We start from the raw sequence: 23,398 nt of genomic DNA, 5'->3' as shown, positions 1-23,398 counted from the left end.
CAAGAGATGGAATTACAACGAGAGAAAAAATACATCCGACTCGATCAGGTGAGCCAACAAGAGATAGACATGCTGATTTTAAGGGTCAACGGCTGCTCGTGGCGACAAACGTTCCATATTCAACCAGTTTCAGGGCTTCTCAATGATCCGAACGGTTTCTGTTATTACAACGGGGAATACCATCTGTTTTATCAATGGCATCCGTTAGGTCCTTTTCATGGGTTGAAATATTGGTACCATACCAAATCCACAGATCTTGTAAACTGGAAGAATGTCGGAATAGCCATCAAACCAGACGATTATTTTGACAGCCATGGAGCATATTCCGGAAGTGCCATTGAGCATAACGGAAATATCTATTTATTGTATACAGGCAATACGCGGGATGAGAATTTTGAGAGACATCCACATCAATGCATAGCAATTATGGATGCACAAGAAAACATCATCAAATTGGAAAAATCAGTTCTCGATAAAGTTCCGGTGGGATATACAGAGCATTTCCGTGATCCGAAATTATGGAAAGAAGGAGAAAGGTTTTATGCGGTGATTGGAGCGCAGAGAACTGATAAAATAGGATGTGTCTGTCTATTAAGTTCATCGGACTTACTGGAATGGAATTTTGAAGGAGAACTTGCTACCACATTGCATTTATTCGGTTTTATGTGGGAATGTCCGGATTATTTTGAGATAGAAAATCAAGGTGTCCTGATTTTCTCTCCGCAAGGGCTGGAACCTGAAGGGGATCTGTATCAAAATATTTACCAGGCGGGTTATGTGCTGGGTAAGAAGATAGATCTGCAACTACAGGAATTGGCTCATGGGAACTTTGTAGAACTCGACAGAGGTTTTGATTTTTATGCGCCTCATACCATGGAAGATCCAAATGGCAGACGTCTTTTGGTCGCCTGGATGGGGTTGCCTGAAATCGAGTATCCCAGCGATATAAATGGATGGGCACACTGTTTGACCCTCCCGAGAGAATTAATGGTTCAAGACGGAAAGATCATACAAAAACCTGTCCAGGAACTTCAGTCGCTGCGTAAAACAAAAGTCGAAACAGCGGACAGAATTTCACATGAAAAGAAAGTTTATGATGGATTTTCTGGCGTCATATATGAACTTATATGCGAGTTCGAACAAGGGGATGCTTTAGAATACGGAATAGAATTCCGTGCGGGGGAAGATGAAAAAACGGTGATCAAATATGACGCGGAACAAGGGAAAGTTATACTGGACCGTACGCTGTCAGGCAAAGTAATCGGCAGCACGTTTGGAACTGAAAGGAAATGCGGAATAACTGAAAAAGTATACAAGTTCCATTTGTTCGTTGATGCTTCATCTGTGGAAATTTTTGTGAACGATGGAGCAGAAGTATTCACTTCCCGTATTTTCCCGGATAGAAAAAGCAAGGAAATTCGTTTTTTTGCAACGGGTGGAACCGCAGCGTTTAAAGCAGTGAAATGGGACTATAAATAGCGTGGCGTTAAAAGAGGGAGAGGTGCTGATTGGGAAAAATATTTTCGATTGGTGAAATATTAATCGACTTTATCCCCCACCAAAAAGGATCCGCTTTAAAAGACGTCGTTTCTTTTACGCGGGTTCCTGGTGGTGCCCCGGCAAATGTAGCTGTTGCGGTAGCAAAGTTTGGCGGAACTGCTTCACTGATCACCAAATTAAGGGAGGCGAATACCGGCCTTGCCTTTGTGTCATTGCGCGAAAATGGAGAGCGAGACTTTTCGTTTTATAGAATTCCTTCGGCAGATCCGTTTCTCGAAGATTCGGAAATAGAGGCCGACTGGTTAAAGGAATAAAAAAATTCATATCATTTCGATCATACAAACCCAAAGAAAAGGCTGCCCACAAAAGTCAGGAAACTAACTTTTGGGGCAGCCTTATTTTTTATTCGCCTACCGGATACGGCTCGATGCGATCCGATGGTTTCGGGTGCTTGATTTTCGGAAGGATTTTATTGAGCGGCACAGACCGTGTCAGTGCATGGGTGCTCGGGTCAGCCGGGTCATAAAGATCTAGGAACTTCATCACTTCTTTGACGATCGGTGTCGGCGTAGAAGCGCCTGCTGTAATGCCTACGGTTTCAACACCTTCCAACCATTCCAATTTCAATTCGGAAAGATCCGAAATGCGGTAGGCAGGAGTTCCGGCGATGTCCTGAGATACTTGTGCCAACCGGTTTGAGTTATTGCTCATCGGATCACCGATGACGATCAATAGATCCGCTTCGCCGGCCTGCTGTGCAACAGCTTCCTGGCGCACCTGGGTAGCCAGGCAAATTTCCTTATGGACTTCGGAATGCGGGAATTTCTCCTTCAGGCGTTTCATCATGTCGACAACGTCCCACTGGCTCATTGTCGTTTGGTTGGTGACGATGATTTTTTCAGCATCGATTTCCAGACGGTTAACGTCTTCTACAGATTCCACTAAATGAACCATATCCGGCGCGACGCCGATTGCGCCTTCCGGCTCCGGATGTCCACTTTTTCCGATGTAGACGATCTGATAGCCATCAGCTGTCTTTTCGCGGATCAAGTCGTGCGTCACGGTGACGTCAGGGCAGGTGGCATCAATTGATACCAGGCCTTTGCGCCGTGCCAGTTCTCGGACTTGCGGAGAGACACCGTGAGCTGTGAAAATCACGGTGCCGGTTTCCACTTTCTCCAGAATTTCCAAGCGGTTTGTGCCATCCAATGTGATGATGCCGTCTTCTTCGAACGCATCTGTCACATGCTTATTGTGGACAATCATTCCTAGTATATAAATGGGGCGTGGCAAAGTTTCGTCCATCGCAGCATTCTTTGCGATGACCATTGCATCGACCACTCCGTAGCAATATCCTCTTGGCGATATTTTCATAACCTTCATCAAGTACCGCGCTCCTTTCAAAATCATACTTTCATTATAACGGAGACGGCAGAGCTTTACAAAAGTTGCATCGCGTAATGGCCCTATTTTATGCTATAATGTCTAGAGCGTAAGGAGGGAATTTAATCCCATGACAAAATTCAACGAATATCCATTCAAACCATTCCTATTGGAAGCGGTAGAAAAACTCGGGTTTACAGAACCGACACCAATCCAAAAGGAAATGATGCCCCATATATTGAAAGGCTCAAGTGCAATTGGCCAATCCCATACAGGGACTGGAAAAACGCATAGTTTCATCATTCCGATCGTAGAACGCATCGACGTCAGCAAACAGGAAGTGCAGGCGGTAATCGCAGCACCGACACGTGAACTTGGAACGCAGATCTTCAACGAGTTGCAGAAACTGGTTGTCGGATCCGGCATTGAAGTGAAATCGTTTATCGGTGGAACAGACAAGCAACGTTCAATCAATAAATTGAAAACACAGCCTCATATCGTTATCGGAACACCCGGACGCCTGAGAGACCTCGTTAAAGAAAATGCTCTTTTGGTGCACACTGGCAAAATTCTTGTAGTGGATGAAGCGGACCTTGCTTTCGACCTTGGTTTTATCGAAGAAATCGATCAAGTAGCAGGTAAAATGCAGGAAAAATTGGAGATGTACGTTTTTTCAGCGACTATTCCGGAAAAATTGAAACCTTTCCTGAAAAAATACATGGAGTCGCCGATCCATGTGAAAATCGGCGATAAGCGTCCGACTGCAGACGGACTGGACTTTTATTTGGTTCCTGTCCGCAGCAAAAAGAAAATGGAGCGCTTGCAGGATGTGATGAAAGTCATCAATCCTTATTTGGCCATCATTTTCGTCAATACCCGCACGAATGCGGATTATGTTGCAGACCAATTGGCGAAAGAAGGCATCCGTGTCGGCCGTGTCCATGGCGACTTGGCACCACGTGAACGCGTTAAGATGATGCGCCAGATCCGTGATCTTGAATATCAATACATCGTTGCGACAGACCTTGCAGCTCGCGGAATTGATATCCAGGGCGTCAGCCATGTCATCAACTATGAGTTGCCGGAAGACCTGGAGTTCTTTATCCACCGTGTTGGCCGTACGGCTCGCGCAGGGATGAAGGGGGTAGCCATAACATTATTCAAACCAGAAGACGACGACGCAATCGTCCGGATTGAAAAAATGGGCATTCCTTTCCAGCAAAAAGATATCGTCAAAGGCGAATTCGTCGATTTGAAAGAGCGCCATAGCCGTACGACCCGTACAAGAACAACGAATGAAGCGGACGCGAAAGCGAAAACGATGGTGCATAAACCAAAATCGGTGAAACCGATGTACAAGAAGAAAATGAAGTGGAAAATGGACGAAATCAAAAAGATGGAACGACGCAAAAATCGCAAAAAGTAAGGAGATAGTTTCATGCTATTAGGATCTCACGTATCAATGAGCGGCAAAGGGATGCTGCTTGCAGCAAGCGAAGAAGCCGCTTCCTACGGAGCGTCGACTTTCATGATCTATACCGGTGCACCTCAAAACACGCGCCGCAAACCGATTGAAGAATTGAATATCGATGCAGGGCGTGCCCATATGGCCGCCAATAATTTAACGGATATTGTCGTCCATGCGCCGTACATCATCAATTTAGGCAATACACAAAAACCTGAAACCTTCGCTCATGGTGTAGAATTTCTTCAAAAGGAAATCGAGCGGACAGCGGCTCTCGGAGCAAAACAAATCGTTCTGCATCCAGGCGCCCATGTCGGAGCTGGAGCAGATGCGGGAATCGCAAAAATCATAGAGGGTTTGAACGAAGTGCTGACGCAGGATTATCCCGTCAACATCGCACTTGAAACTATGGCTGGAAAAGGCACGGAATGTGGCCGCAGTTTTGAGGAAATCGCAGCCATCATCAATGGTGTGACGCATAACGAGCGCTTATCCGTGTGCTTTGACACCTGCCATACGCATGATGCCGGCTATAACATCAAAGAAGATTTCAATGGCGTACTGGAAGAGTTCGACCGAATTGTCGGTATCGAGCGGCTTCAGGTACTTCACATCAACGACAGCAAAAATGTTCGCGGAGCGGGCAAGGACCGCCACGAAAATATCGGCTTTGGTGAAATCGGCTTTGATGCCTTGAATGGAATTGTCCATCATCCGGATCTTATGCATGTACCGAAAATCCTCGAGACGCCTTATGTCGGACTGGATGCCAAAAATAAGAAACCGCCGTATGCATTCGAAATCGAAATGTTCAAAGCGGGCATCTTTTCACCAGGCGCCATCGAAGAGTTAAAATCCCCACTATAGGATATAAGATGTTGAAGCTGGAGACAGACCCGATTTCAAGGGACTGCCTTCAGCTTCTTATTTTATGGGTTGAAGAAAAGAGATCACCAGCTGCGAAGTTATTTAAGCTCAATCTGTTTACAATACCGATAAACTCTACTATACTTTCTTAAGGTAAATCGTAATCATTATTAATTAGAAAAGAGGCGACACAATGGTCGCGCCATTGATTGACATTAAAGACATCAGCTTTGAATATGAACAAACAAAAGCACTTGATAACATTTCCATGAAAGTGGAGGAAGGCGATTTTCTGGCAATTTTGGGTCCGAACGGCTCCGGGAAATCGACTTTGCTGAAAATTATGCTGGGGCTCATGAAACCGAGCAAAGGGAAAATTGAGCTTTTCGGCGTAGACGCGAAAAATTTCAAGAACCGCGAATGGATCGGCTATGTCTCCCAAAAATCCAATTCGTTCAACTCAGGATTTCCGGCGACTGTTGAAGAAGTTGTAGCAGGCGGTCTTGCTAAGAAAACCGGATTGTTCCATCGTTTGCCGAAATCTGCCCGTCAAGAGGTGGCAGAAGCGTTGGAAGCGGTCGGCATGAAGGACTTTATGGGCCGGAGCGTCAGTGAGCTGTCAGGGGGCCAACAGCAACGGATTTTCATCGCCCGCGCATTGGTGGCTAAACCGAAGATCCTGATTCTTGATGAACCGACTGTCGGTGTCGACCATCAGAATGTCCAGGCATTCTATGACATGCTGGCTTCACTGAATCGTGATAAGAATATCACGCTGGTATTGGTGACGCACGATGTCGATACAGTGACAGACCGGATCACGCATGTGGCCTGTTTAAACCAGACCATCCATTTCCACGGATTCAAAGAACAGCTTCACACGATGAGCGATGAACAGCGTGAAGCGTGGTACGGCCATTCTGTCCGTAAAATTCACCATATCGGAGGAAGCCACGCATGATCGAAGCTATATTATCCTATGAATTTTTACAGAACGCCTTTGCAGCCGGATTGATCATCGGGGTCATTGCGCCGCTTCTCGGCGTCTTTATCGTTGTCCGCAGGCTTTCGTTGATTGCGGACGCTTTAAGCCATGTAACGCTTGCAGGGATAGCAGGAAGCCTCTATTTAAGCCAGAGCATTGCTTCATTGGCATTATTGAACCCGCTGTTTCTTGGGATTGCAGCGTCAGTAGCCGGTTCGGTGCTGATTGAGCGATTGAGAAGCCTGTACAAGCATTACGAAGAGCTGGCGATTCCGATCATTTTATCAGCCGGCATCGGCTTCGGGGCAATCTTCATTTCCCTTGCGCAAGGTTTTTCGAATGACTTGTTCGGATATTTGTTCGGTTCGGTTTCAGCCGTCAGCAGGGAAGACTTGTTGATTGTTGCGGCGATAGCAGTAGTAGTATTGGCATTCATCTATTTCTTTTTCAAAGAATTATTTGTGTTGTCTTTTGATGACGAATACGCGAGAGCATCCGGCTTGCCTGCAAAATGGATTCACTTTATCTTCATGATCGTTACGGCACTGGTCATTGCCGGGTCTATGCGCATTGTCGGTATTCTTTTGGTGTCTTCGTTAATGACAATTCCAGTGGCAACTGCCATGCGGGTGACAAAAAGCTTTAAACAGACGATTATCCTGTCTATCGTCTTCGGTGAGATTTCGGTCATCACTGGGCTTGTCACTGCCTTTTATTTTGATTTGGCACCGGGCGGCACGATTGTCGTCACTTCTATATTCCTGTTGCTTTCGGTCATTGTCTATAAAAAGATCATGGTTTCACTTAAAAAAGGAGCGATCGCATGAATTTAACCAATGCATGGAATATCCTGAAAGAAAACGGCTTTAAGGAAACATCAAAACGCAATCAGATTCTGGAGTTGTTCGCCAATGATGAACGTTATTTAACGGCGAGAGATTTGCTGGATGTCATGCAAAAGGATTATCCAAGCATGAGCTATGACACGGTGTACCGTAATTTGGCGACTTTTGTATCGCTTGGCATATTGGAAGAAACGGAATTGTCAGGTGAGCGCCATTTCCGCATGCAATGTGAAAGTGATCATCATCATCACCATTTCATCTGCATGGATTGCGGCAAGATAAAAGAAATTCCGGTATGTCCGATGGATATGCTCGGAGCCGCCTTGCCGGCATACGAAATCGCCAACCATAAGTTTGAAATATACGGAAAATGTCCGGAATGCAAATAAAAGCGAGAGTGGAAAAAATCCACTCTCGCTTTTTATTGGTTTCAACTATTATTTACCTGTCAATGTCTTCTGGATGCTGAATTCATTTTTGACCCATTCATTTGCTTCAAGCCAATCATAAACGCGTATGACGTTGTCAGGAACCGGCTGCCGATTATAAGGGGTGTCGAACAGGACTACTGGGATATCCAGCTCTTCAGCGATCTCTACGGCATTATCATGTTTGTCCTCGAAGAACAAATGGACATTGTGGCGCTTCGCTGTTTCGATTTTCTTATGGGAGCCGATCAACTCGATATGGTCATAGGCGATGGCATGTTCTGCAAACCAATCGAAAGTGACGTCGCGGACATTGTCGCCTCTGGCTGAAATGTAATACAGTTCGTATTGGTCTTTCCAGTTGTTCAGGATTTTCTTGGCATTTTCCGAAACCGGTGAAGCCGCGTAGATCTGCGGCTCGGAATCCCGGAACCAGGAATAGAATTCACCTTGTGCCAGATGGGGAAGGGCGGCGGTCAAATCATATTCCTTGATATCATCCAATGTCAATTCACTCTTGAACTTTTCATTTATGTGAGGGATGAGTGACGTTGGTGAAGTCACTGTCCCATCAATATCAATTCCAAAACGATATCTCAATGTGCTCACAACCTTATGCTTGTTGTTGTTCCATTTCTTTTTCTTTTTTCTCTGCAGCTTGCTTGGCGAAATACTCTTCCGCCAATTTATCGATTTCGATCTTCAGTTCGTCGACCATGGTTTCTTCCGGTACTTTCCGGACAGTTTTTCCGTGCATGAACAGCAAGCCTTCGCCGCGTGCACCGGCGATGCCGATATCCGCTTCACGCGCTTCACCCGGTCCGTTGACTGCACAGCCCAAAACAGCGACTTTCAATGGCGCTTTGATGTGGGAGATGTATTCTTCCACTTCGTTGGCGATTGCAATCAAGTCGATTTCGATGCGTCCGCAAGTCGGGCATGAAATCAGGGTTGCCGCGTTAGAGGAAAGGCCGAAAATTTTCAACATTTCACGCGCCACTTTAACTTCCTCGACTGGATCAGCACTCAATGAAACTCGGAGCGTGTTGCCAATTCCTTTGGCGAATAACGCTCCAAGGCCGGCTGCGCTTTTCACTGTACCTGAAAACAAAGTACCGGATTCCGTGATTCCGAGATGCAAGGGATAATCGAACGCTTTTGAAGCCAATTCATAGGCTTCGACAGCCAGGCTGACATCCGATGCTTTCAATGAAACGATGATGTCATGGAAATCGAGGTCTTCCAGGATCTTAATGTGGTGAAGAGCACTTTCGACCATGCCTTCAGCTGTTGGATAGCCATATTTCTCAAGAATTTTGCGTTCCAATGAACCAGCGTTGACACCGATACGGATCGGAATGCCTTTTGCTTTTGCGGCATTGACAACAGCTTCCACTTTTTCACGGCGTCCGATGTTGCCTGGGTTGATGCGGATTTTGTCTGCACCTTGTTCAATGGCGATCAAAGCCAATTTATAATCAAAGTGAATATCCACTACTAATGGAATATTAATGCGTTCTTTGATGGCACCGATTGAATACGCAGCTCGCTCATCCGGGCATGCTACACGGACAATCTGGCATCCTGCTTCTTCCAGACGCAGAATTTCAGCCACAGTCGCTTCTACATCGTGTGTTTTGGTGGTTGCCATACTTTGTATAAATAATTCATTGCTGCCGCCGATCGTCAGATCTCCGACTTTAACGGGGCGTGTCTTTGAACGGTGTGTCATTTCGCTCATGAAAAAATCTCTCCTTTTTGATGGTGGCCTGTTCTATCGGCTCACATATCTTTGTCCAGCAACTGTCGGATTTCCCAAAAGTTGTCGGCTCTATTCCGTTACCTATAGCCATTTTAGCAGTGTAGCGCTCAAAAAGACAAGAAAGACGGCTGATTATCACCGTTCTTTACACTAATTTAATGTACTGTTTATGTCTTTTGCATCCGTGGTTTTTTCGGATAATAACCGACAGCCAAATACAAATACAGGATGGTCAGCAGGCTGGTGGCAAGTGAAACACCCAAGCCGAAATCAAAGAAGCTTAAAATAAATGCCAGCAATGTCGGAACTGTGACACTTAGAGCAGTGGTTCTCCACAAGTGGCGGTATTCACCGCGGCGTTTTCTGGCGTTCAATATCCACAGGCCAATCAGCGCGAACAAACTGATTTTGATGAAGTGATAAAGTGTAGTGGAAACAAATAAGAATATCAAAGCAAAGGGATAAAGCAGCCATTCAATTTCCTCCACAAATTCAATGAGGCCGTCTATACTACTTGTCGTATTACTTAAACCGAGGGTCCATTCAACAAAAGAGGCGACTGTCAAAAGAGCCACAAAAACAAAAATAAACTGCATGATTTTGCCGATGGTCATAATACGGACGGCTGCCTGTCTTTTAGGTTCCATCAAACTCGCTTTGAATAATTGATATATATTCACGATCATCTTCCTTTCATCTATATAATAATCGTAACATGTCGGAAGAAGAAAAAAATCCTGCTTTGTTACGGGAATGTAAATTTTAAATAAAGGTGTTTACAAATTCTAAGTAAACTATTCATAATAGGTTAGGTGTGAATATGAAATTTAGGAGTTGAATAAGTATCGTGGAAATGAACTGGCAAGAAATCCTCTTTTCCTTTTTTGGCGGATTAGGGATTTTCCTATTTTCGATTAAGTTTATGGGTGATGCTTTGCAGAAAGCAGCAGGCGATAAACTTCGCGACATCCTGGACCGCTTTACGACAAATCCATTCATGGGTGTCCTGGTCGGGATAATCGTAACCATCTTAATTCAATCAAGTTCAGGTACTACCGTAATCGTTGTTGGATTGGTCAGTGCCGGGTTTATGACATTGAGACAGGCAATTGGTGTCATCATGGGTGCGAATATCGGTACTACTGTCACGGCCTTCATCATTGGGCTGGATGTCGGGGCTTACGCTTTACCGATCATGGCAGTTGGAGCCGCAATGATTTTCTTCTTAAAGAAAAATCAGATTCAGAACATCGGACAGGTCATTTTCGGTTTTGGTGGACTTTTCTACGGGATGGAATTAATGAGTGGGGGCATGAAGCCGCTGCGTGAACTGCCGGCCTTCATCGACATGACAATCAGTTTAAGTGAGTTTCCGATACTTGGCGTTGTCGTCGGTACAGTATTTACATTAATTGTGCAGAGTTCCAGTGGTACAGTCGCAATTCTGCAAGGGCTATACGATGAGAACATCCTGACACTTGCAGCTTCCTTGCCGGTTCTGTTCGGAGATAATATCGGAACGACCATTACAGCCGTCCTTGCAGCTTTAGGGACATCAATCGCGGCGCGCCGTGCTGCAGCAGTGCACGTGCTGTTCAACATCGTCGGTTCGGTCATTTTCTTGATTTTACTGATTCCATTTACTGCTTACGTAGAATGGATATCCGGAGTACTGGCATTAGAACCGAAAATGCAGATTGCCTTTGCCCACGGATCCTTTAACGTAGCGAATACAATTATTCAATTTCCATTAATAGGTGCCTGGGCATATTTGGTCACAAAAGCCATCCCAGGTGAAGAGGTATTGGTTGAATTTAAACCAAAACATCTTGATATCCATTTCATCGAACAATCACCATCAATTGCACTTGGACAGGCAAAAGAAGAAATCCTGCGCATGGGTGAGTATTCAGTCCAAGGATTGCAGGAAACTTATTCCTATTTGATGACCAAAAGCAAAAAGAACGCGGAAATGGGTTATCAGCTGGAGGATGCCATCAATAATCTCGACAGCAAAATCACGGATTACCTGGTGCTCATTTCAGCTGAATCCATTTCAGCAGCTGATTCCACTCGCCATACGATGTTGATGGAAACCGTCCGGGACATTGAACGGATCGGAGACCATTTTGAAAACATCATTGAGTTGGTCGATTATCAGGAAAACAACAAAGTGAAAATCACCGAAGATGCAATGGAAGATTTAACGGAAATGTTTACATTGACTATTGCAACGGTCCAAAAAGCATTGAACGCATTAAATACGACCAGCCATGAGTTGGCTCGTGAAGTAGCCGAACAGGAAGACCTGATCGACAAAATGGAACGTAAATTCCGTAAGAAGCACATCCTGCGCTTGAACGAAGGCGCATGTACAGGACAAGCCGGAATCGTCTTTGTCGACATCGTCAGCAACCTGGAACGCATCGGAGACCATGCAGTAAATATCGCAGAAGCGATACTGGGTAACCGGGCTTAATGAGAAAAGCGGAAGCGCCCGTGTAGCTCTGCCGGGCATAAGACGATCTGGCGAAGCGGCGTTCTTTGCTGCATAGCCAGAGTGGCTTATGACCCAAAGAGCTGGGCGCTGCAGCTGGACAAAGAAAAGCGGAAACGTCCGTGTAGCTCTTCAAGCGCAAAGCGAAAGCAAAAATAAAAAACACAAAAAGCTCTTTTTCATCACGCTTTACATTTTAAAAAATGTAGGGCACGATGGAAGAGAGCTTTTTTTATAGGGAGGAATACAAGATGGAGGTAATCGGCTGGATTGTCATCCTGCTTTGTTTTTTAATCGGTTTTATCGGTTTGGTTTACCCGATCATACCGGCAGTGCTGTTCATTTTCGGCGGCTTTGTCATGTATGGGCTGTTTTTCAGCTTCAGCGATCTGCCCTGGTGGTTCTGGGCGATCCAAAGCCTGTTTGTCATTCTGCTGTTCGGAGCGGATGCCATCGCCAATGCCTTTGGCGTCAAAAAGTTCGGCGGTTCGAGAGCCGGCCTTTGGGGCAGTACAATCGGCTTGATCATCGGACCTTTTGTCATCCCCATCATCGGTATCCTGATCGGGCCATTTGTCGGTGCCATCATTGCAGAAATCCTGTTCAATAAATCTTCATTGAAAAAGTCGTTTCTTTCCGGAATCGGCTCTGTCGTCGGATTCATCACGTCCGTCTTCACCAAAGGAATCATTCAGGTAGTCATGGTCGTTATTTTCTTTTTCACTATTTGAACCGGTACGATTCCACAGACTGCTAAATCAGGTTAAATCAGTCAAAGGTCTGAATAAAAGGATTTGGCGTGCATTATGTTTGTGTAGGTCAGAAAATTTTGATAGGCTAAGAGAGTAGACCAATAGACTCAAGGAGGAATTTTATCATGGCATATGAATTACCGGAATTACCTTACGCGTACGACGCACTTGAACCGCACATCGACAAAGAAACAATGAACATTCACCACACAAAACACCATAACACGTACATTACGAACGTAAATGCGGCTTTAGAAGGCCACGAAGATCTTGCTTCTAAATCTGTGGAAGAATTGATTTCTGATTTGAACGCAGTACCTGAATCAATCCGCACTGCAGTTCGCAACAACGGCGGCGGACATGCCAACCACTCGCTATTCTGGAAGCTATTGTCTCCAAACGGCGGCGGCAACCCGACTGGCGCTCTTGGCGAAGCAATCAACAGCAAATTCGGAAGCTTTGACGAATTCAAAGAAAAATTCGCAGCTGCCGGCAAAACTCGCTTCGGTTCAGGCTGGGCTTGGCTTGTTCTTTCAAACGGCGAATTGGAAGTAACGTCAACTCCTAACCAGGATTCACCATTGATGGAAGGCAAAACTCCATTGCTTGGCCTTGATGTTTGGGAGCATGCTTACTACTTGAAGTACCAAAACAAACGTCCGGATTACATCAATGCATTCTGGAACGTAGTGAATTGGGAAGAAGTATCCAACCGTTACGAAACATCGAAATAATTGTCACTAATTGAAACTTTGCACACACTTTTTCGTCTGAAAAAGTGTGTGTTTTTTTTGTGTGATGATATACTGAGAAGTGGATATTTTTGCGAAAGGAGCAAACGCCTCATGAAACCGCCTCAAAAAAGACGCGTATCCCTTGCGAGAGTGAAACTGCAGTCCAATACCGTCTTTCGGATGAATATCCTCTTTTTCACTATCTTCTTGTTGTTTTCTGTACTGATCCTTCGTTTAGGGTTTCTCCAGATTGTTAAAGGAGAAGACTACGCGCGTGCCATCGCAAGGACTGAAGAAGTCCCTGTTAACACCAGTGTGCCAAGAGGCCGTATCTTTGACAGTGAAGGACGGATCCAAGTCGACAATACGCCGGTCAATGCGATCACTTATACAGCGATGCAGACGACCAAAAGAGAAGAAATGCTGATTGTGGCAAAAGAATTGGCGAAATTGATCGAAAAAGACGATGACAAAGTGACACTCCGGGATAAACAGGATTTTTATATACAATTGAATGCCGAAAGTGCCAACAAAAAAGTGACGGATGAAGAAAAAGCGGCAATCGCCGCTGAAGACATCACCGAAAAGGAAAAGCAGCGTAAGCTGGATTCCTTAGTCAGAGACAAGATCACTGATGAAGAACTGGCGAGTTTAACTGCTGAAGACTTGGAGATTCTTGCCATCTATCGGGAAATGACTTCCGGCTATGCACTGGCTCCACAAATGATCAAAAATGAGGGCGTCACAGATGAAGAGTTTGCGCGTGTCTCAGAACGGCTGACAGACCCAAAACTCAAGGGCGTCAATACCGTCACGGATTGGAAACGCGTCAAATCAACTGATTTGACGATACTGGGGAGCACGACGACGCCAGAAACCGGGATTCCCGCCAATAAACTGGATTATTATCTGGCACGCGATTACTCGCGCAATGACCGAGTCGGCATCAGCTTTTTGGAACAGCAGTATGAAGACGTGCTGCAAGGGCAAAAGTCGGTCGTCAAAAATATCACAGATGGTCGAGGAAGTGTCATCGAAACGCTCCCTGTAGATGAAGGGGAAGCGGGTAAAGACCTCGTTCTTTCTATCGACAGTGAATTGCAGAGCGAACTTGAAAAAATTGTCGAAGATAAATTGCTCCAGTTGAAAGCAGGTCCGAGTTCTAAATTGGTGAAAGATGCTTACTTGGTGATGATGAATCCGCAGACTGGAGAAGTCCTTTCAATGGTAGGAAAGCGCCTCGGAAAAGATGAAAACGGCAAGCAGGTCATCAACGATTACGCGTTCGGCAGTTTTACAGCCGCTCATGAAATGGGATCGACCGTTAAAGGTGCGACGCTATTGACCGGTTATTCACAAGATGTAGTCGACTTGAATGAAGTTCAGATAGATGAACCGCTGAAATTTGCGAGTACACCTCAAAAGAACTCCATTTTCAATACGCAGTTGTTCAACCGCATTCCCATGACGGATCTGATGGCCATCGAGCGTTCTTCCAACGTCTATATGTTTAAAATTGCGCTGAAGATTGCAGAAGCCGAATATCAATATAACCGAGGTTTGTATGTAGATCCAAAAAGCTTCGAAGTCATGCGGAATTCATTCGCACAATTCGGTCTTGGCGTAAAAACTGGCATAGATCTGCCGAATGAAGCGCCAGGTTTTATAGGTGGAACCTCCCCAGGGCCTAAACTTCTCGATTTAGCCATCGGGCAGTTCGACACGTATACGCCGCTGCAATTGGCGCAGTATATTTCGACAATCGCCAATGATGGATTCCGGATGGAACCGCATGTTGTCAAGGAAATCCGTAAAGCTTCCAGAGACGGTGAAACACTGGGGCCGATCGAAACCATTATTGAACCTAAAATCTTGAATCGCATCAATAATACGCAGGAAGAAATCGATCAGGTCCAAACCGGTATGCGCAATGTGTATATCGGGAGTTCGGGTTCAGCTCGTGCCCAATTCAGTGACGCACCTTACACCGCTGCCGGGAAAACCGGAACGGCCGAAGTTTGGTTCTATGAAAAAGATCATGAAATGACCGGAACATATGCCATCAATATTGCGCATGTCGGATACGCACCATTTGAAAATCCGGAAATCGCCTATGCAGTGGTGATTCCGTATGTCACGACTGATCCGAACAATGTGCCAAAAGCCAACAACGAAATCGCACGTGCAGCAGCTGATAAATACTTTGAGTTGAAAAATAAAGAATCAGGATCCGCCTCCAATTTAATAAAACCGCCTTACAGCAGTTCAGTAGTTGTAGAAGGCGAGTAAAAACAAGCTCCAGGGAAGTTCTCATCATGAGAAACTTTTCCTGGGGCTTTTTTGTAGAAGAACAGTAGATTTACAATTTCTTAACATTGCCTTTATATGCCCTCAACAAACTCTGTTTATAGTAAGAAAGGTAAACAAACATAAACTCTAGGGGGAAACAACGCAATGAGAAACTGGAAATTCGCAATGGCTTCAACAATTCTTGGTTCGGCTTTAATTCTTGGTGCATGTGGCAGCACAGAAGAGACTGCAGATACCGGTACAGACACAGAAGAAACTAGTTCAGACACAGCTGGAGAAGAAGCAGCTGTTGAAGGCACAGTTTCAGGTGACGGATCTTCTACGGTAGCACCGATCATGGAAGGCATCGTGGAAGAATATGCGGGCGCGCAACCCGATGTCCAAGTGACAGTAGGTGTTTCAGGTACAGGCGGAGGATTTGAAAAATTCATCCAAGGCGAAACTGATTTCTCTAATGCTTCCCGACCGATAAAAGAAGAAGAAGCTGCGAGCCTTGAAGAAGCGGGTGTCGAGTATACTGAATTCCAATTGGCGTTCGACGGTTTGTCAGTGGTCGTCAGCCAGGAAAATGACTGGGTGGAAGACTTGACAGTTGAAGACCTGAAAAAACTTTGGGTAGAAGATGGCACAACGAAAAAATGGTCGGATATTAATCCGGAATGGCCTGATGAAGAAGTGGTCTTCTATGCACCGGGAACAGATTCAGGGACGTTCGATTACTTTAACGAAGTCATTCTTGAAGAAGAGGATCTTGTCAGCTCAGCAACACTTTCTGAAGATGACAATACATTGGTTCAAGGAATTCAATCTGATCCAAATGCCATTGGATTCTTCGGCTATGCGTATTACGTTGCCAATCAGGATACGTTGAAAGTCGTGACAATTGATGGCGTTGAACCCACCAATGAAACGATTGAATCAGGAGAGTATTCACCACTGTCACGCCCGTTGTTCACTTATGCAAGCAACAAAGCATTGGCTGAAAACGAAGCGGCCTACGATTTCATGAAGTACACGCTTGAAAATGCAGGAGCCATGGCAGAAGCTGTCGGTTATGTTGCTTTGCCACAGGAAAAGTATGACGAAGGTCTAGCTGCTTTAGAAGCTTTGAAATAAAAACACGTACCAGTCTAGTTTAGTCTGAGGGTGAGCAGCCACTGCTCACCTTTTGCGGTTGAAAGGGGATTCTATATGCGACCATCTGTGCAGGAAATGATCGCGCAGTCGAACGGTAAGAAAAACAAAAAAATAATTGAAAAGGTCATTCCAATCATTCTGTTCCTGATTGCTTCGGTCTCGGTTTTGACATCCATCGGAATCGTTTTGACCTTAATTGTTGAAACCATAACATTCTTCAGACGTGTGCCATTCTTTGATTTTATTTTCGGCACCACTTGGCTGCCATTTTCAAATAAAGAAGCTCAATTCGGTATTCTGCCTCTAATTGTCGGAACACTTAAAGTCACCTTGATTGCGGTTATCGTAGCGGTGCCGATAGGCATTTCAGCAGCTATCTACTTGAGTGAATATGCCAGTGAAAATGTCCGTCGCGTACTGAAGCCTGTTCTTGAGGTTTTGGCAGGTGTTCCAACGATTGTCTATGGATTCTTCGCATTGACATTCGTGACACCTGTACTTCAGGCGGTATTTCCGGAAATCAAAATTTTCAATGCAATTTCACCGGGAATTGTTGTCGGCATCATGATCATTCCGATGATTGCTTCTTTATCGGAAGACGCTATGTCTTCTGTGCCGAAAAGCATTAGGGAAGGCGCACTGGCGATGGGCTCCACTAAATTTGAAGTGGCCTGGAAAATCACCGTCCCTGCTGCGCTTTCCGGAATTATCGCATCTGTGGTCCTGGCAGTGTCCAGAGCGATCGGTGAAACCATGATCGTTTCACTCGCTGCCGGTTCAACGCCGCGATTCGACGGTGACTTTACCGGCTCGATCCAGACCATGACAGCCTATATCGTTCAGGTATCCAAAGGGGATGCCGGCTACGGAACGACCATCTACTATTCCATTTACGCTGTAGGATTCACGCTGTTCGTCTTTACGATGGTGATGAATATCCTTGCCGGCTACGTCTCGAAACGTTTCAGGGAGGAATACTGATATGAGATACATTGAACAACAAACAGTCGTCAAACGGATGAATGGCAGGTTGATCGCCAACAGCATCTTCAAATACATCTTTCTGGCCGCGACATTACTCGCTTTATTGGCTTTGGTGATTCTGCTTTACCGGATCGTAACGCAAGGGGCAGGACATCTCTCCATCGACTTCCTGACCAACTTCGCTTCCCGTTTCCCGGAACAGGCAGGTATCAAGGCGGCACTTATCGGTTCTTTATGGCTGATGATCGTCGTTGCGCCGACTTCTATCATTCTTGGTGTCGGTTCAGCCATTTATTTGGAAGAATACGCAAAACAAAACCGCATCACCAACTTTATCCGCATGAATATTTCCAATCTCGCAGGGGTTCCATCCGTGGTATTCGGTTTGCTTGGTTTGACGATTTTCGTCCGTGCCATGGCTTTGGGCAACAGCATATTAGCAGCCGGGTTTACAATGAGCCTGCTGATACTGCCGGTGATCGTGGTCGCTTCCCAGGAAGCCATCCGTTCAGTTCCAGGGGAATTGCGTGACGCATCTTATGGGATGGGCGCGACCAAATGGCAGACCATCGTCAAAATCATCCTGCCGGCCGCTATTCCAGGAATCCTCACAGGAAGTATCCTGGCACTGTCGCGCGCCATCGGAGAAACAGCACCGTTAATTGTCATCGGTGTGCCGGTCATCATCCAGTTTTTACCGGCTGGTGTCATGGATACCTTCACAGCGCTGCCAATGCAGATCTATGATTGGTCAAGCCGTCCTCAACAGGAATTCCAGACGGTGGCAGCAGCCGGAATCATCGTTTTGATGGCTGTATTGCTGTTCATGAATTCCATTGCCGTTATCATCCGCAACAAGTTCGATAAACGTTACTAATGCTAATTATGTGGAAGGGGTTCTGCAAATGACCACCATCATTACGAAGAAACCAGCAACGGAAACAGTATCAGCCCAGCCTTCAAAAAAGGCTGTTTATGAAACCAAACAGCTCAATCTTTGGTATGGCAACAATCATGCTTTAAAGAATATCGATCTTGAAATTATGGAAAATGAAGTCACCGCTATCATCGGACCTTCAGGATGTGGGAAATCGACTTACATCAAGACTTTGAACCGAATGGTTGAATTGGTGCCTTCGGTGAAGACCTCAGGAGAAATCCTTTACCGGGGACGTAATATCTTCAACCATGATTACGGCGTGGAAGAGCTGCGGACCCGAGTGGGTATGGTTTTCCAAAAACCGAATCCATTTCCGAAATCGATCTACGATAATATCGCCTACGGTCCTCGGATCCATGGCATCAAGAATAAAAAAATCCTTGACGAAATCGTCGAAAAAAGTTTGCGCGGAGCTGCCATTTGGGATGAAGTGAAAGATCGTCTGAACGAAAATGCCTACAGCATTTCCGGCGGACAGCAGCAGCGGATCTGTATCGCCCGTGCCTTAGCGATCGAACCGGATGTCATTTTGATGGACGAGCCGACTTCGGCGCTCGACCCCATCTCAACCTTGAAAGTGGAAGAATTGGTTCAGGAGTTGAAAAAGGATTACAGCATCATTATCGTGACGCATAATATGCAGCAGGCTGCGCGCATTTCAGATAAGACCGCATTCTTTTTAAATGGGGAAGTCGTGGAGTTTGACCATACAGATACAATTTTTTCAAATCCATCCGATAAGCGGACGGAAGACTATATTTCAGGCCGATTCGGCTAAGGAAGGAGGCGGAGTTTTTGTCAGTGCGTGAAAAATTCGACTTTGAATTGAATTCTGCTCAGGAGGAATTGATTTCACTGAGCACCATGGCGGTCAACGCCTTGAATAAATCAATGGAGGCATTGATTTCGCAGGATGTGGATGCAGCGCTTGAAGTGATTGAGGACGATAAGGATATCAATCAGCTGGAAGAGTATATCAATGACCGGGTCATTTTATTGATCGCCAAGCAATCCCCAGTGGCGACTGACTTAAGGCGTTTGATCGTCACGATAAAAGTAGCGTCGGATATGGAGCGTGTCGGAGATTACGCGGTCAATATCGCAAAAGAGACTATACGCATCGGCAATCAGGAACTATTGCCGCAGATCGGACAGATCCAGCAAATGCAGAAACTTGCTGTCGCTATGCTTCGCCAGGTAATCGACGCATTTGTCGAAGAGGATGTCGTGAAAGCAAAGGAAATTGCCGAACTGGATGACCAGGTAGACGAGCTGTATGGGGACGTCATCCGCAAACTGATGCGTGCGGGCGGAGAAAATCCGGACAGGCTCAGCCAAATCACCCAATTGGCATTCATCAGCCGTTATATGGAACGCTCAGCCGACCATGCGACCAACATCGCTGAACAATTGTTTTACATGGTCCGCGGACAGCATTATGATCTGAACAAATAAAAAAGAGCAAGGCCATGTTTTTGCCTTCTGGATTGTCGGAACGTCATCGGCAATTAATGTCAGGATAAATGATTACCGGGAGCGAAAAAGCTGCCGGTCTTCTTTTTATTTTGAAAGGTTCAAATTAATGGGTTTTTACAGTAGACTTTATTCCGGAATATGCTATAATAATTAAGTCGTATAGATCACGCTTATTTACAAATGATCTTTGAAAGAATTAGGAGGGATACCGATGCGTGTTAACATCACTTTAGCTTGTACAGAATGTAGCGAACGTAACTACAGCACTGTTAAAAATAAGCGCAACAACCCTGAGCGTCTTGAAATGAAAAAATATTGCTCACGTGAAAAGAAAATGACAGTACACCGTGAAACGAAGTAATTCATTGATTGCCAAAACCTTTTAGGGTTTTGGCTTTTTTCTTTGTAAAGGAGCGGGTGTTGATATGGATAAAAGTGCACAGCGAAAAAAAGTGCTGGCTTTACTCAATAAGTTGACGTTAGAAGAATATAAAAAGAAATCGGCACAAGTGATCAGCCATTTGATGGAAGACCCTGCCTTTGTGGCTGCGAAAACCATCGGCATGACCATTTCCGCATTTCCCGAAGTGGATACTTTTGACTTGATGGAGAGATGTTGGGCTGCGGGCAAAAAAGTAGCGGCACCGAAATGCCTGCCGGCAAGCCGGGGCATGGATTTCCGGATGATTGAACACAGGGACCAATTGGAAGTGGTCTATATGAAATTGCAGGAACCGATTGTTGCGAAAACTTTATACATAAAACCGGAAGACATCGATCTATTGATTGTTCCGGGCGTGGTTTTTTCCAAGCAGGGCTATCGAATCGGCTTTGGCGGTGGCTATTACGACCGGTTTTTAGTGGGTTATCAGGGTGTGACACGTTCTTTGGCTTTCGATTGCCAAATAGCAGAGTCGATTCCAGTGGAAGTCCATGATCTGCCAGTACAAGGGATCTATACGGAAAGCGGCTTTATCAATGCTGAGGCGGTGAATGAATGAAGAACCTATTCGATGTCATGCAATTACTGAAAAGCTATGGCACAATCATCTATACTGCTGATTACAAGGCCGATCTTGAATTGATGGAAGATGAGGTCAAGGAGCTGTATCGCCTGCAATTTATTTCTGCAAAAGAATACGCTTCAGCAATCCTTATTCTCCGCCAAAAGAAATTGGAATATGACAAGAAATAAATTCGTCCTACGAAACTTTCTCCGATTTCCTTCGTCTAGAATAAGGCTAATTACTTCATTTGACTGCAAGTTTCTTCTATACTGTACTATTATGATGTAATCGTTAAAAGAATTCGAACGAATTAGGAGGATGTACGCGGATGTTGAAAAAAGAATGGCCGAAACATTCCATACTGGCAATCGCCATCATCACGACATGGCTAAAAACATATATTGTTTATAAGACCAGTTTTTCAATCACAATTGAAAATTTATTGCAGGAATTCATATTATTCATTAACCCATTAAGCATGCTGTTATTCATTTACGGAATATCACTGTTCTTCAAGAGCGAGAAAGCCAAGAACCGATATATGGTATCGATTGCCGTCATTACTTCGATTGTCCTATACGGAAACGTCGCCTTCTATCGCTTTTTCAGTGATTTCATCACGTTGCCAGTCCTGTTCCAGACCGAGAACTTCGGCGATCTGGGATCAAGTGCGGCAGCCAGTGTCTTCTGGACGGATCTTTTCTACTTTTCAGATGTACTGGTTATTCTGCTGGCAATCAAATTCATCAATGTAAAACAGAATAAAGTGGTTTCATCTTCCGTGCAGCGCAAAGCCTATTACGTTTTGGCGCTTGCGGTCCTATTCTTCAATCTGGGACTTGCTGAAGCAGAGCGTCCACAATTGCTGACCCGCAGTTTTGACCGCGAGATGCTGGTGAAAAACTTGGGCATGTACAATTATCATCTATATGATATCTATGTCCAATCCAAATCACAGGCACAGCGTGCTTTGGCTGATGGCTCCGAGCTTGTTGAAGCCAACAACTATGTGCGGGCCAACCAAATAGAACCTTCGGAAGATATGAAAGGAATAGCGGAAGGTCGAAACTTGATCGTCGTCACCTTGGAATCACTGCAAAGTTTCGCAATCAACAGTGAAATGAACGGACAGACGATTACGCCGTTCCTGAATTCTTTGACGGAAGACGAAGATACGATCTATTTCGAGAATTTCTATCATCAGACAGGCTTGGGCAAAACATCGGATTCGGAGTTTTTGCTCGAGAATTCACTTTATCCGTTAAGCGGTGGAGCGGTGTTCTTTACTCATAGTGGAAATACTTATAATTCCATGGCTGAGAGCCTCGGCGAAAACGGCTACTCGACAAATGTCCAGCACGCCAACACAAAGAGCTTCTGGAACCGCGATATCATGTACGAATCGATGAACATCGATGAATTCTATGATATTGAAAGCTTTGAAGTCGGTGAAGGCGAAGCCGTCAACTGGGGGATGAAGGATATTCCTTTCCACGAGCAATCAGTCGAACATATGACTGAGATGCAGCAGCCGTTCTACAGCCGTTTGTTGACATTGACCAACCATCATCCATTTACTTTGGATGAACAAGATAAATTGATTGATGAATACGATTCGAATTCAGGAACATTGAATCGTTATTTCCAGACTTCGCGTTATCTGGACGAGTCGATAGAAGTTCTTTTTGATGAGCTGAAAGAAAAAGGCTTATATGAAAATTCGATCATCGTCATGTATGGAGATCATTACGGAATTTCCGATAATCATAACGAAGCCATGACACAGTACCTGGGGGAAGAAGTGACGGATTTCACTTCTGCTGAATTACAGAAAGTACCTTTCTTTGTTCATATTCCGGGATACGGGAAAGGCTACGTCGATGATGAAGTGGGCGGGCAAATTGACATGCGTCCGACCATCATGAACATGATGGGGATCGATACGTCAAAAGATATTCAGTTTGGCGGGGATCTTTTCTCGGAAGAGCATGAGGAATTCGTTGTCTTCCGGGATGGACGTTTCGTCACAGATGAAGTGGTTTATGCGGGGAATGTCTGTTATGATAAAGAAACCGGTGAACCGACAGAACAGGAACTGTGTGCGCCGTATATAGAGCAGGCATTTACAGAACTAGAATATTCCGAGTCGATCATCAATGGGGACCTACTGCGTTTCTACGATGAGGAAGATGGCCAGTTGACCACGATTCCAGATGTGGAACTGGAACGATAAAAAGAGAGCGCACACTTGAACCGCACCCCAAATGGTAGACACTTTAAAAAAGTGACCCATTTGGGGTTTTTTCTGTTTTCTGACCCCGGTATA

The 23,398-nt window shown here is 45.2% G+C and carries 23 protein-coding genes and 1 pseudogene; 20 read left to right on the top strand and 4 right to left on the bottom strand.

Annotated elements, in window-relative coordinates:
- The first annotated feature begins 6 nt into the window (after window positions 1-6).
- The gene (locus Q0785_RS12525) at window positions 7-1,479 is read left to right on the top strand and encodes a sucrose-6-phosphate hydrolase (protein ID WP_298830234.1); all 1,473 of its coding nucleotides are present in this window, start codon (window positions 7-9) and stop codon (window positions 1,477-1,479) included.
- A gap of 29 nt (window positions 1,480-1,508) precedes the next feature.
- Window positions 1,509-1,802, top strand: a pseudogene (locus Q0785_RS12520) (PfkB family carbohydrate kinase); the annotation flags it as partial.
- A 100-nt stretch (window positions 1,803-1,902) separates the two neighbouring features.
- Here the strand turns inward: Q0785_RS12520 and Q0785_RS12515 are convergent.
- Window positions 1,903-2,883, bottom strand: coding sequence for a 4-hydroxy-3-methylbut-2-enyl diphosphate reductase (locus tag Q0785_RS12515; protein ID WP_298830233.1), 981 nt, complete (start codon window positions 2,881-2,883; stop codon window positions 1,903-1,905).
- A 130-nt stretch (window positions 2,884-3,013) separates the two neighbouring features.
- Here Q0785_RS12515 and Q0785_RS12510 point away from each other — a divergent pair, with 130 nt between their 5' ends.
- The 5 genes from Q0785_RS12510 (at window position 3,014) to Q0785_RS12490 (ending at window position 7,434) form a co-directional block, all read left to right on the top strand.
- Window positions 3,014-4,309 carry a DEAD/DEAH box helicase gene (locus tag Q0785_RS12510; protein ID WP_298830231.1) on the top strand — a complete coding sequence of 432 codons (1,296 nt, stop codon included), beginning with the start codon at window positions 3,014-3,016 and terminating at the stop codon, window positions 4,307-4,309.
- A 12-nt stretch (window positions 4,310-4,321) separates the two neighbouring features.
- Entirely contained in the window at window positions 4,322-5,215 is an 894-nt protein-coding gene (locus Q0785_RS12505) for a deoxyribonuclease IV (protein WP_298830229.1), read from the top strand.
- A 193-nt stretch (window positions 5,216-5,408) separates the two neighbouring features.
- Window positions 5,409-6,176, top strand: a complete 768-nt coding sequence (locus tag Q0785_RS12500) for a metal ABC transporter ATP-binding protein (protein WP_298830227.1) — start codon at window positions 5,409-5,411, stop codon at window positions 6,174-6,176.
- Complete coding sequence (locus Q0785_RS12495) at window positions 6,173-7,027, top strand: metal ABC transporter permease (RefSeq protein ID WP_298830225.1); 855 nt, start codon at window positions 6,173-6,175, stop codon at window positions 7,025-7,027. The genes Q0785_RS12500 and Q0785_RS12495 overlap by 4 nt, the downstream gene beginning before the upstream one ends.
- Window positions 7,024-7,434 carry a Fur family transcriptional regulator gene (locus Q0785_RS12490; RefSeq protein WP_223637927.1) on the top strand — a complete coding sequence of 137 codons (411 nt, stop codon included), beginning with the start codon at window positions 7,024-7,026 and terminating at the stop codon, window positions 7,432-7,434. The genes Q0785_RS12495 and Q0785_RS12490 overlap by 4 nt, the downstream gene beginning before the upstream one ends.
- Window positions 7,435-7,482: 48 nt before the next feature.
- Here Q0785_RS12490 and Q0785_RS12485 read toward each other — a convergent pair whose 3' ends face one another.
- The 3 genes from Q0785_RS12485 to Q0785_RS12475 form a co-directional block, all read right to left on the bottom strand.
- Window positions 7,483-8,073 (bottom strand): hypothetical protein, encoded by a 591-nt coding sequence (locus tag Q0785_RS12485; RefSeq protein ID WP_298830223.1) that lies wholly within the window; start codon window positions 8,071-8,073, stop codon window positions 7,483-7,485.
- Window positions 8,074-8,086: 13 nt separating this feature from the next.
- Window positions 8,087-9,214, bottom strand: coding sequence for a flavodoxin-dependent (E)-4-hydroxy-3-methylbut-2-enyl-diphosphate synthase (gene ispG / locus Q0785_RS12480; RefSeq protein ID WP_290185049.1), 1,128 nt, complete (start codon window positions 9,212-9,214; stop codon window positions 8,087-8,089).
- Window positions 9,215-9,402: 188 nt separating this feature from the next.
- Window positions 9,403-9,915, bottom strand: coding sequence for a DUF1189 family protein (locus tag Q0785_RS12475; RefSeq protein WP_298830217.1), 513 nt, complete (start codon window positions 9,913-9,915; stop codon window positions 9,403-9,405).
- A 167-nt stretch (window positions 9,916-10,082) separates the two neighbouring features.
- On the opposite strand from Q0785_RS12475, the gene Q0785_RS12470 reads away from it, so the two are divergent.
- The 13 genes from Q0785_RS12470 to Q0785_RS12410 all read left to right on the top strand — a co-directional run bounded on the left by Q0785_RS12470 (window position 10,083) and on the right by Q0785_RS12410 (window position 23,305).
- Window positions 10,083-11,714 (top strand): Na/Pi cotransporter family protein, encoded by a 1,632-nt coding sequence (locus Q0785_RS12470; protein ID WP_298830215.1) that lies wholly within the window; start codon window positions 10,083-10,085, stop codon window positions 11,712-11,714.
- Window positions 11,715-11,983: 269 nt separating this feature from the next.
- Complete coding sequence (locus tag Q0785_RS12465; protein ID WP_298830213.1) at window positions 11,984-12,463, top strand: DUF456 family protein; 480 nt, start codon at window positions 11,984-11,986, stop codon at window positions 12,461-12,463.
- 146 nt (window positions 12,464-12,609) lie between these two features.
- Window positions 12,610-13,218, top strand: a complete 609-nt coding sequence (locus tag Q0785_RS12460; RefSeq protein ID WP_223637910.1) for a superoxide dismutase — start codon at window positions 12,610-12,612, stop codon at window positions 13,216-13,218.
- 111 nt (window positions 13,219-13,329) lie between these two features.
- Window positions 13,330-15,507: a penicillin-binding protein 2 gene (locus Q0785_RS12455; protein ID WP_298830208.1), complete on the top strand. Its 2,178-nt coding sequence runs from the start codon at window positions 13,330-13,332 to the stop codon at window positions 15,505-15,507.
- A 165-nt stretch (window positions 15,508-15,672) separates the two neighbouring features.
- On the top strand, window positions 15,673-16,644 hold the full coding sequence (locus Q0785_RS12450; RefSeq protein ID WP_298830206.1) for a PstS family phosphate ABC transporter substrate-binding protein: 972 nt from the start codon (window positions 15,673-15,675) through the stop codon (window positions 16,642-16,644).
- A gap of 75 nt (window positions 16,645-16,719) precedes the next feature.
- Window positions 16,720-17,646 (top strand): phosphate ABC transporter permease subunit PstC, encoded by a 927-nt coding sequence (gene pstC, locus Q0785_RS12445; RefSeq protein WP_298830204.1) that lies wholly within the window; start codon window positions 16,720-16,722, stop codon window positions 17,644-17,646.
- Between the two features lies 1 nt (window position 17,647).
- Window positions 17,648-18,526, top strand: a complete 879-nt coding sequence (pstA, locus tag Q0785_RS12440; protein WP_298830202.1) for a phosphate ABC transporter permease PstA — start codon at window positions 17,648-17,650, stop codon at window positions 18,524-18,526.
- Window positions 18,527-18,554: 28 nt separating this feature from the next.
- Window positions 18,555-19,367, top strand: coding sequence for a phosphate ABC transporter ATP-binding protein PstB (gene pstB, locus Q0785_RS12435; protein ID WP_298830200.1), 813 nt, complete (start codon window positions 18,555-18,557; stop codon window positions 19,365-19,367).
- A 17-nt stretch (window positions 19,368-19,384) separates the two neighbouring features.
- Window positions 19,385-20,044, top strand: coding sequence for a phosphate signaling complex protein PhoU (phoU, locus tag Q0785_RS12430; protein WP_223637893.1), 660 nt, complete (start codon window positions 19,385-19,387; stop codon window positions 20,042-20,044).
- 232 nt (window positions 20,045-20,276) lie between these two features.
- Window positions 20,277-20,426, top strand: coding sequence for a 50S ribosomal protein L33 (gene rpmG, locus Q0785_RS12425; RefSeq protein ID WP_006830468.1), 150 nt, complete (start codon window positions 20,277-20,279; stop codon window positions 20,424-20,426).
- 64 nt (window positions 20,427-20,490) lie between these two features.
- Entirely contained in the window at window positions 20,491-21,066 is a 576-nt protein-coding gene (locus Q0785_RS12420) for a 5-formyltetrahydrofolate cyclo-ligase (protein WP_298830191.1), read from the top strand.
- A complete protein-coding gene (locus tag Q0785_RS12415; protein ID WP_298830189.1) occupies window positions 21,063-21,260 on the top strand; it encodes a YqgQ family protein in 198 nt (65 codons plus the stop codon). The genes Q0785_RS12420 and Q0785_RS12415 overlap by 4 nt, the downstream gene beginning before the upstream one ends.
- Window positions 21,261-21,400: 140 nt before the next feature.
- Window positions 21,401-23,305, top strand: coding sequence for an LTA synthase family protein (locus Q0785_RS12410; protein WP_298830187.1), 1,905 nt, complete (start codon window positions 21,401-21,403; stop codon window positions 23,303-23,305).
- Window positions 23,306-23,398 lie beyond the last annotated feature (93 nt).

Source organism: uncultured Planococcus sp. (assembly GCF_947501725.1).
Taxonomy (GTDB): Bacteria; Bacillota; Bacilli; order Bacillales_A; family Planococcaceae; genus Planococcus; species Planococcus donghaensis_C.
This window is presented reverse-complemented; position numbering and strand designations above follow the sequence as displayed.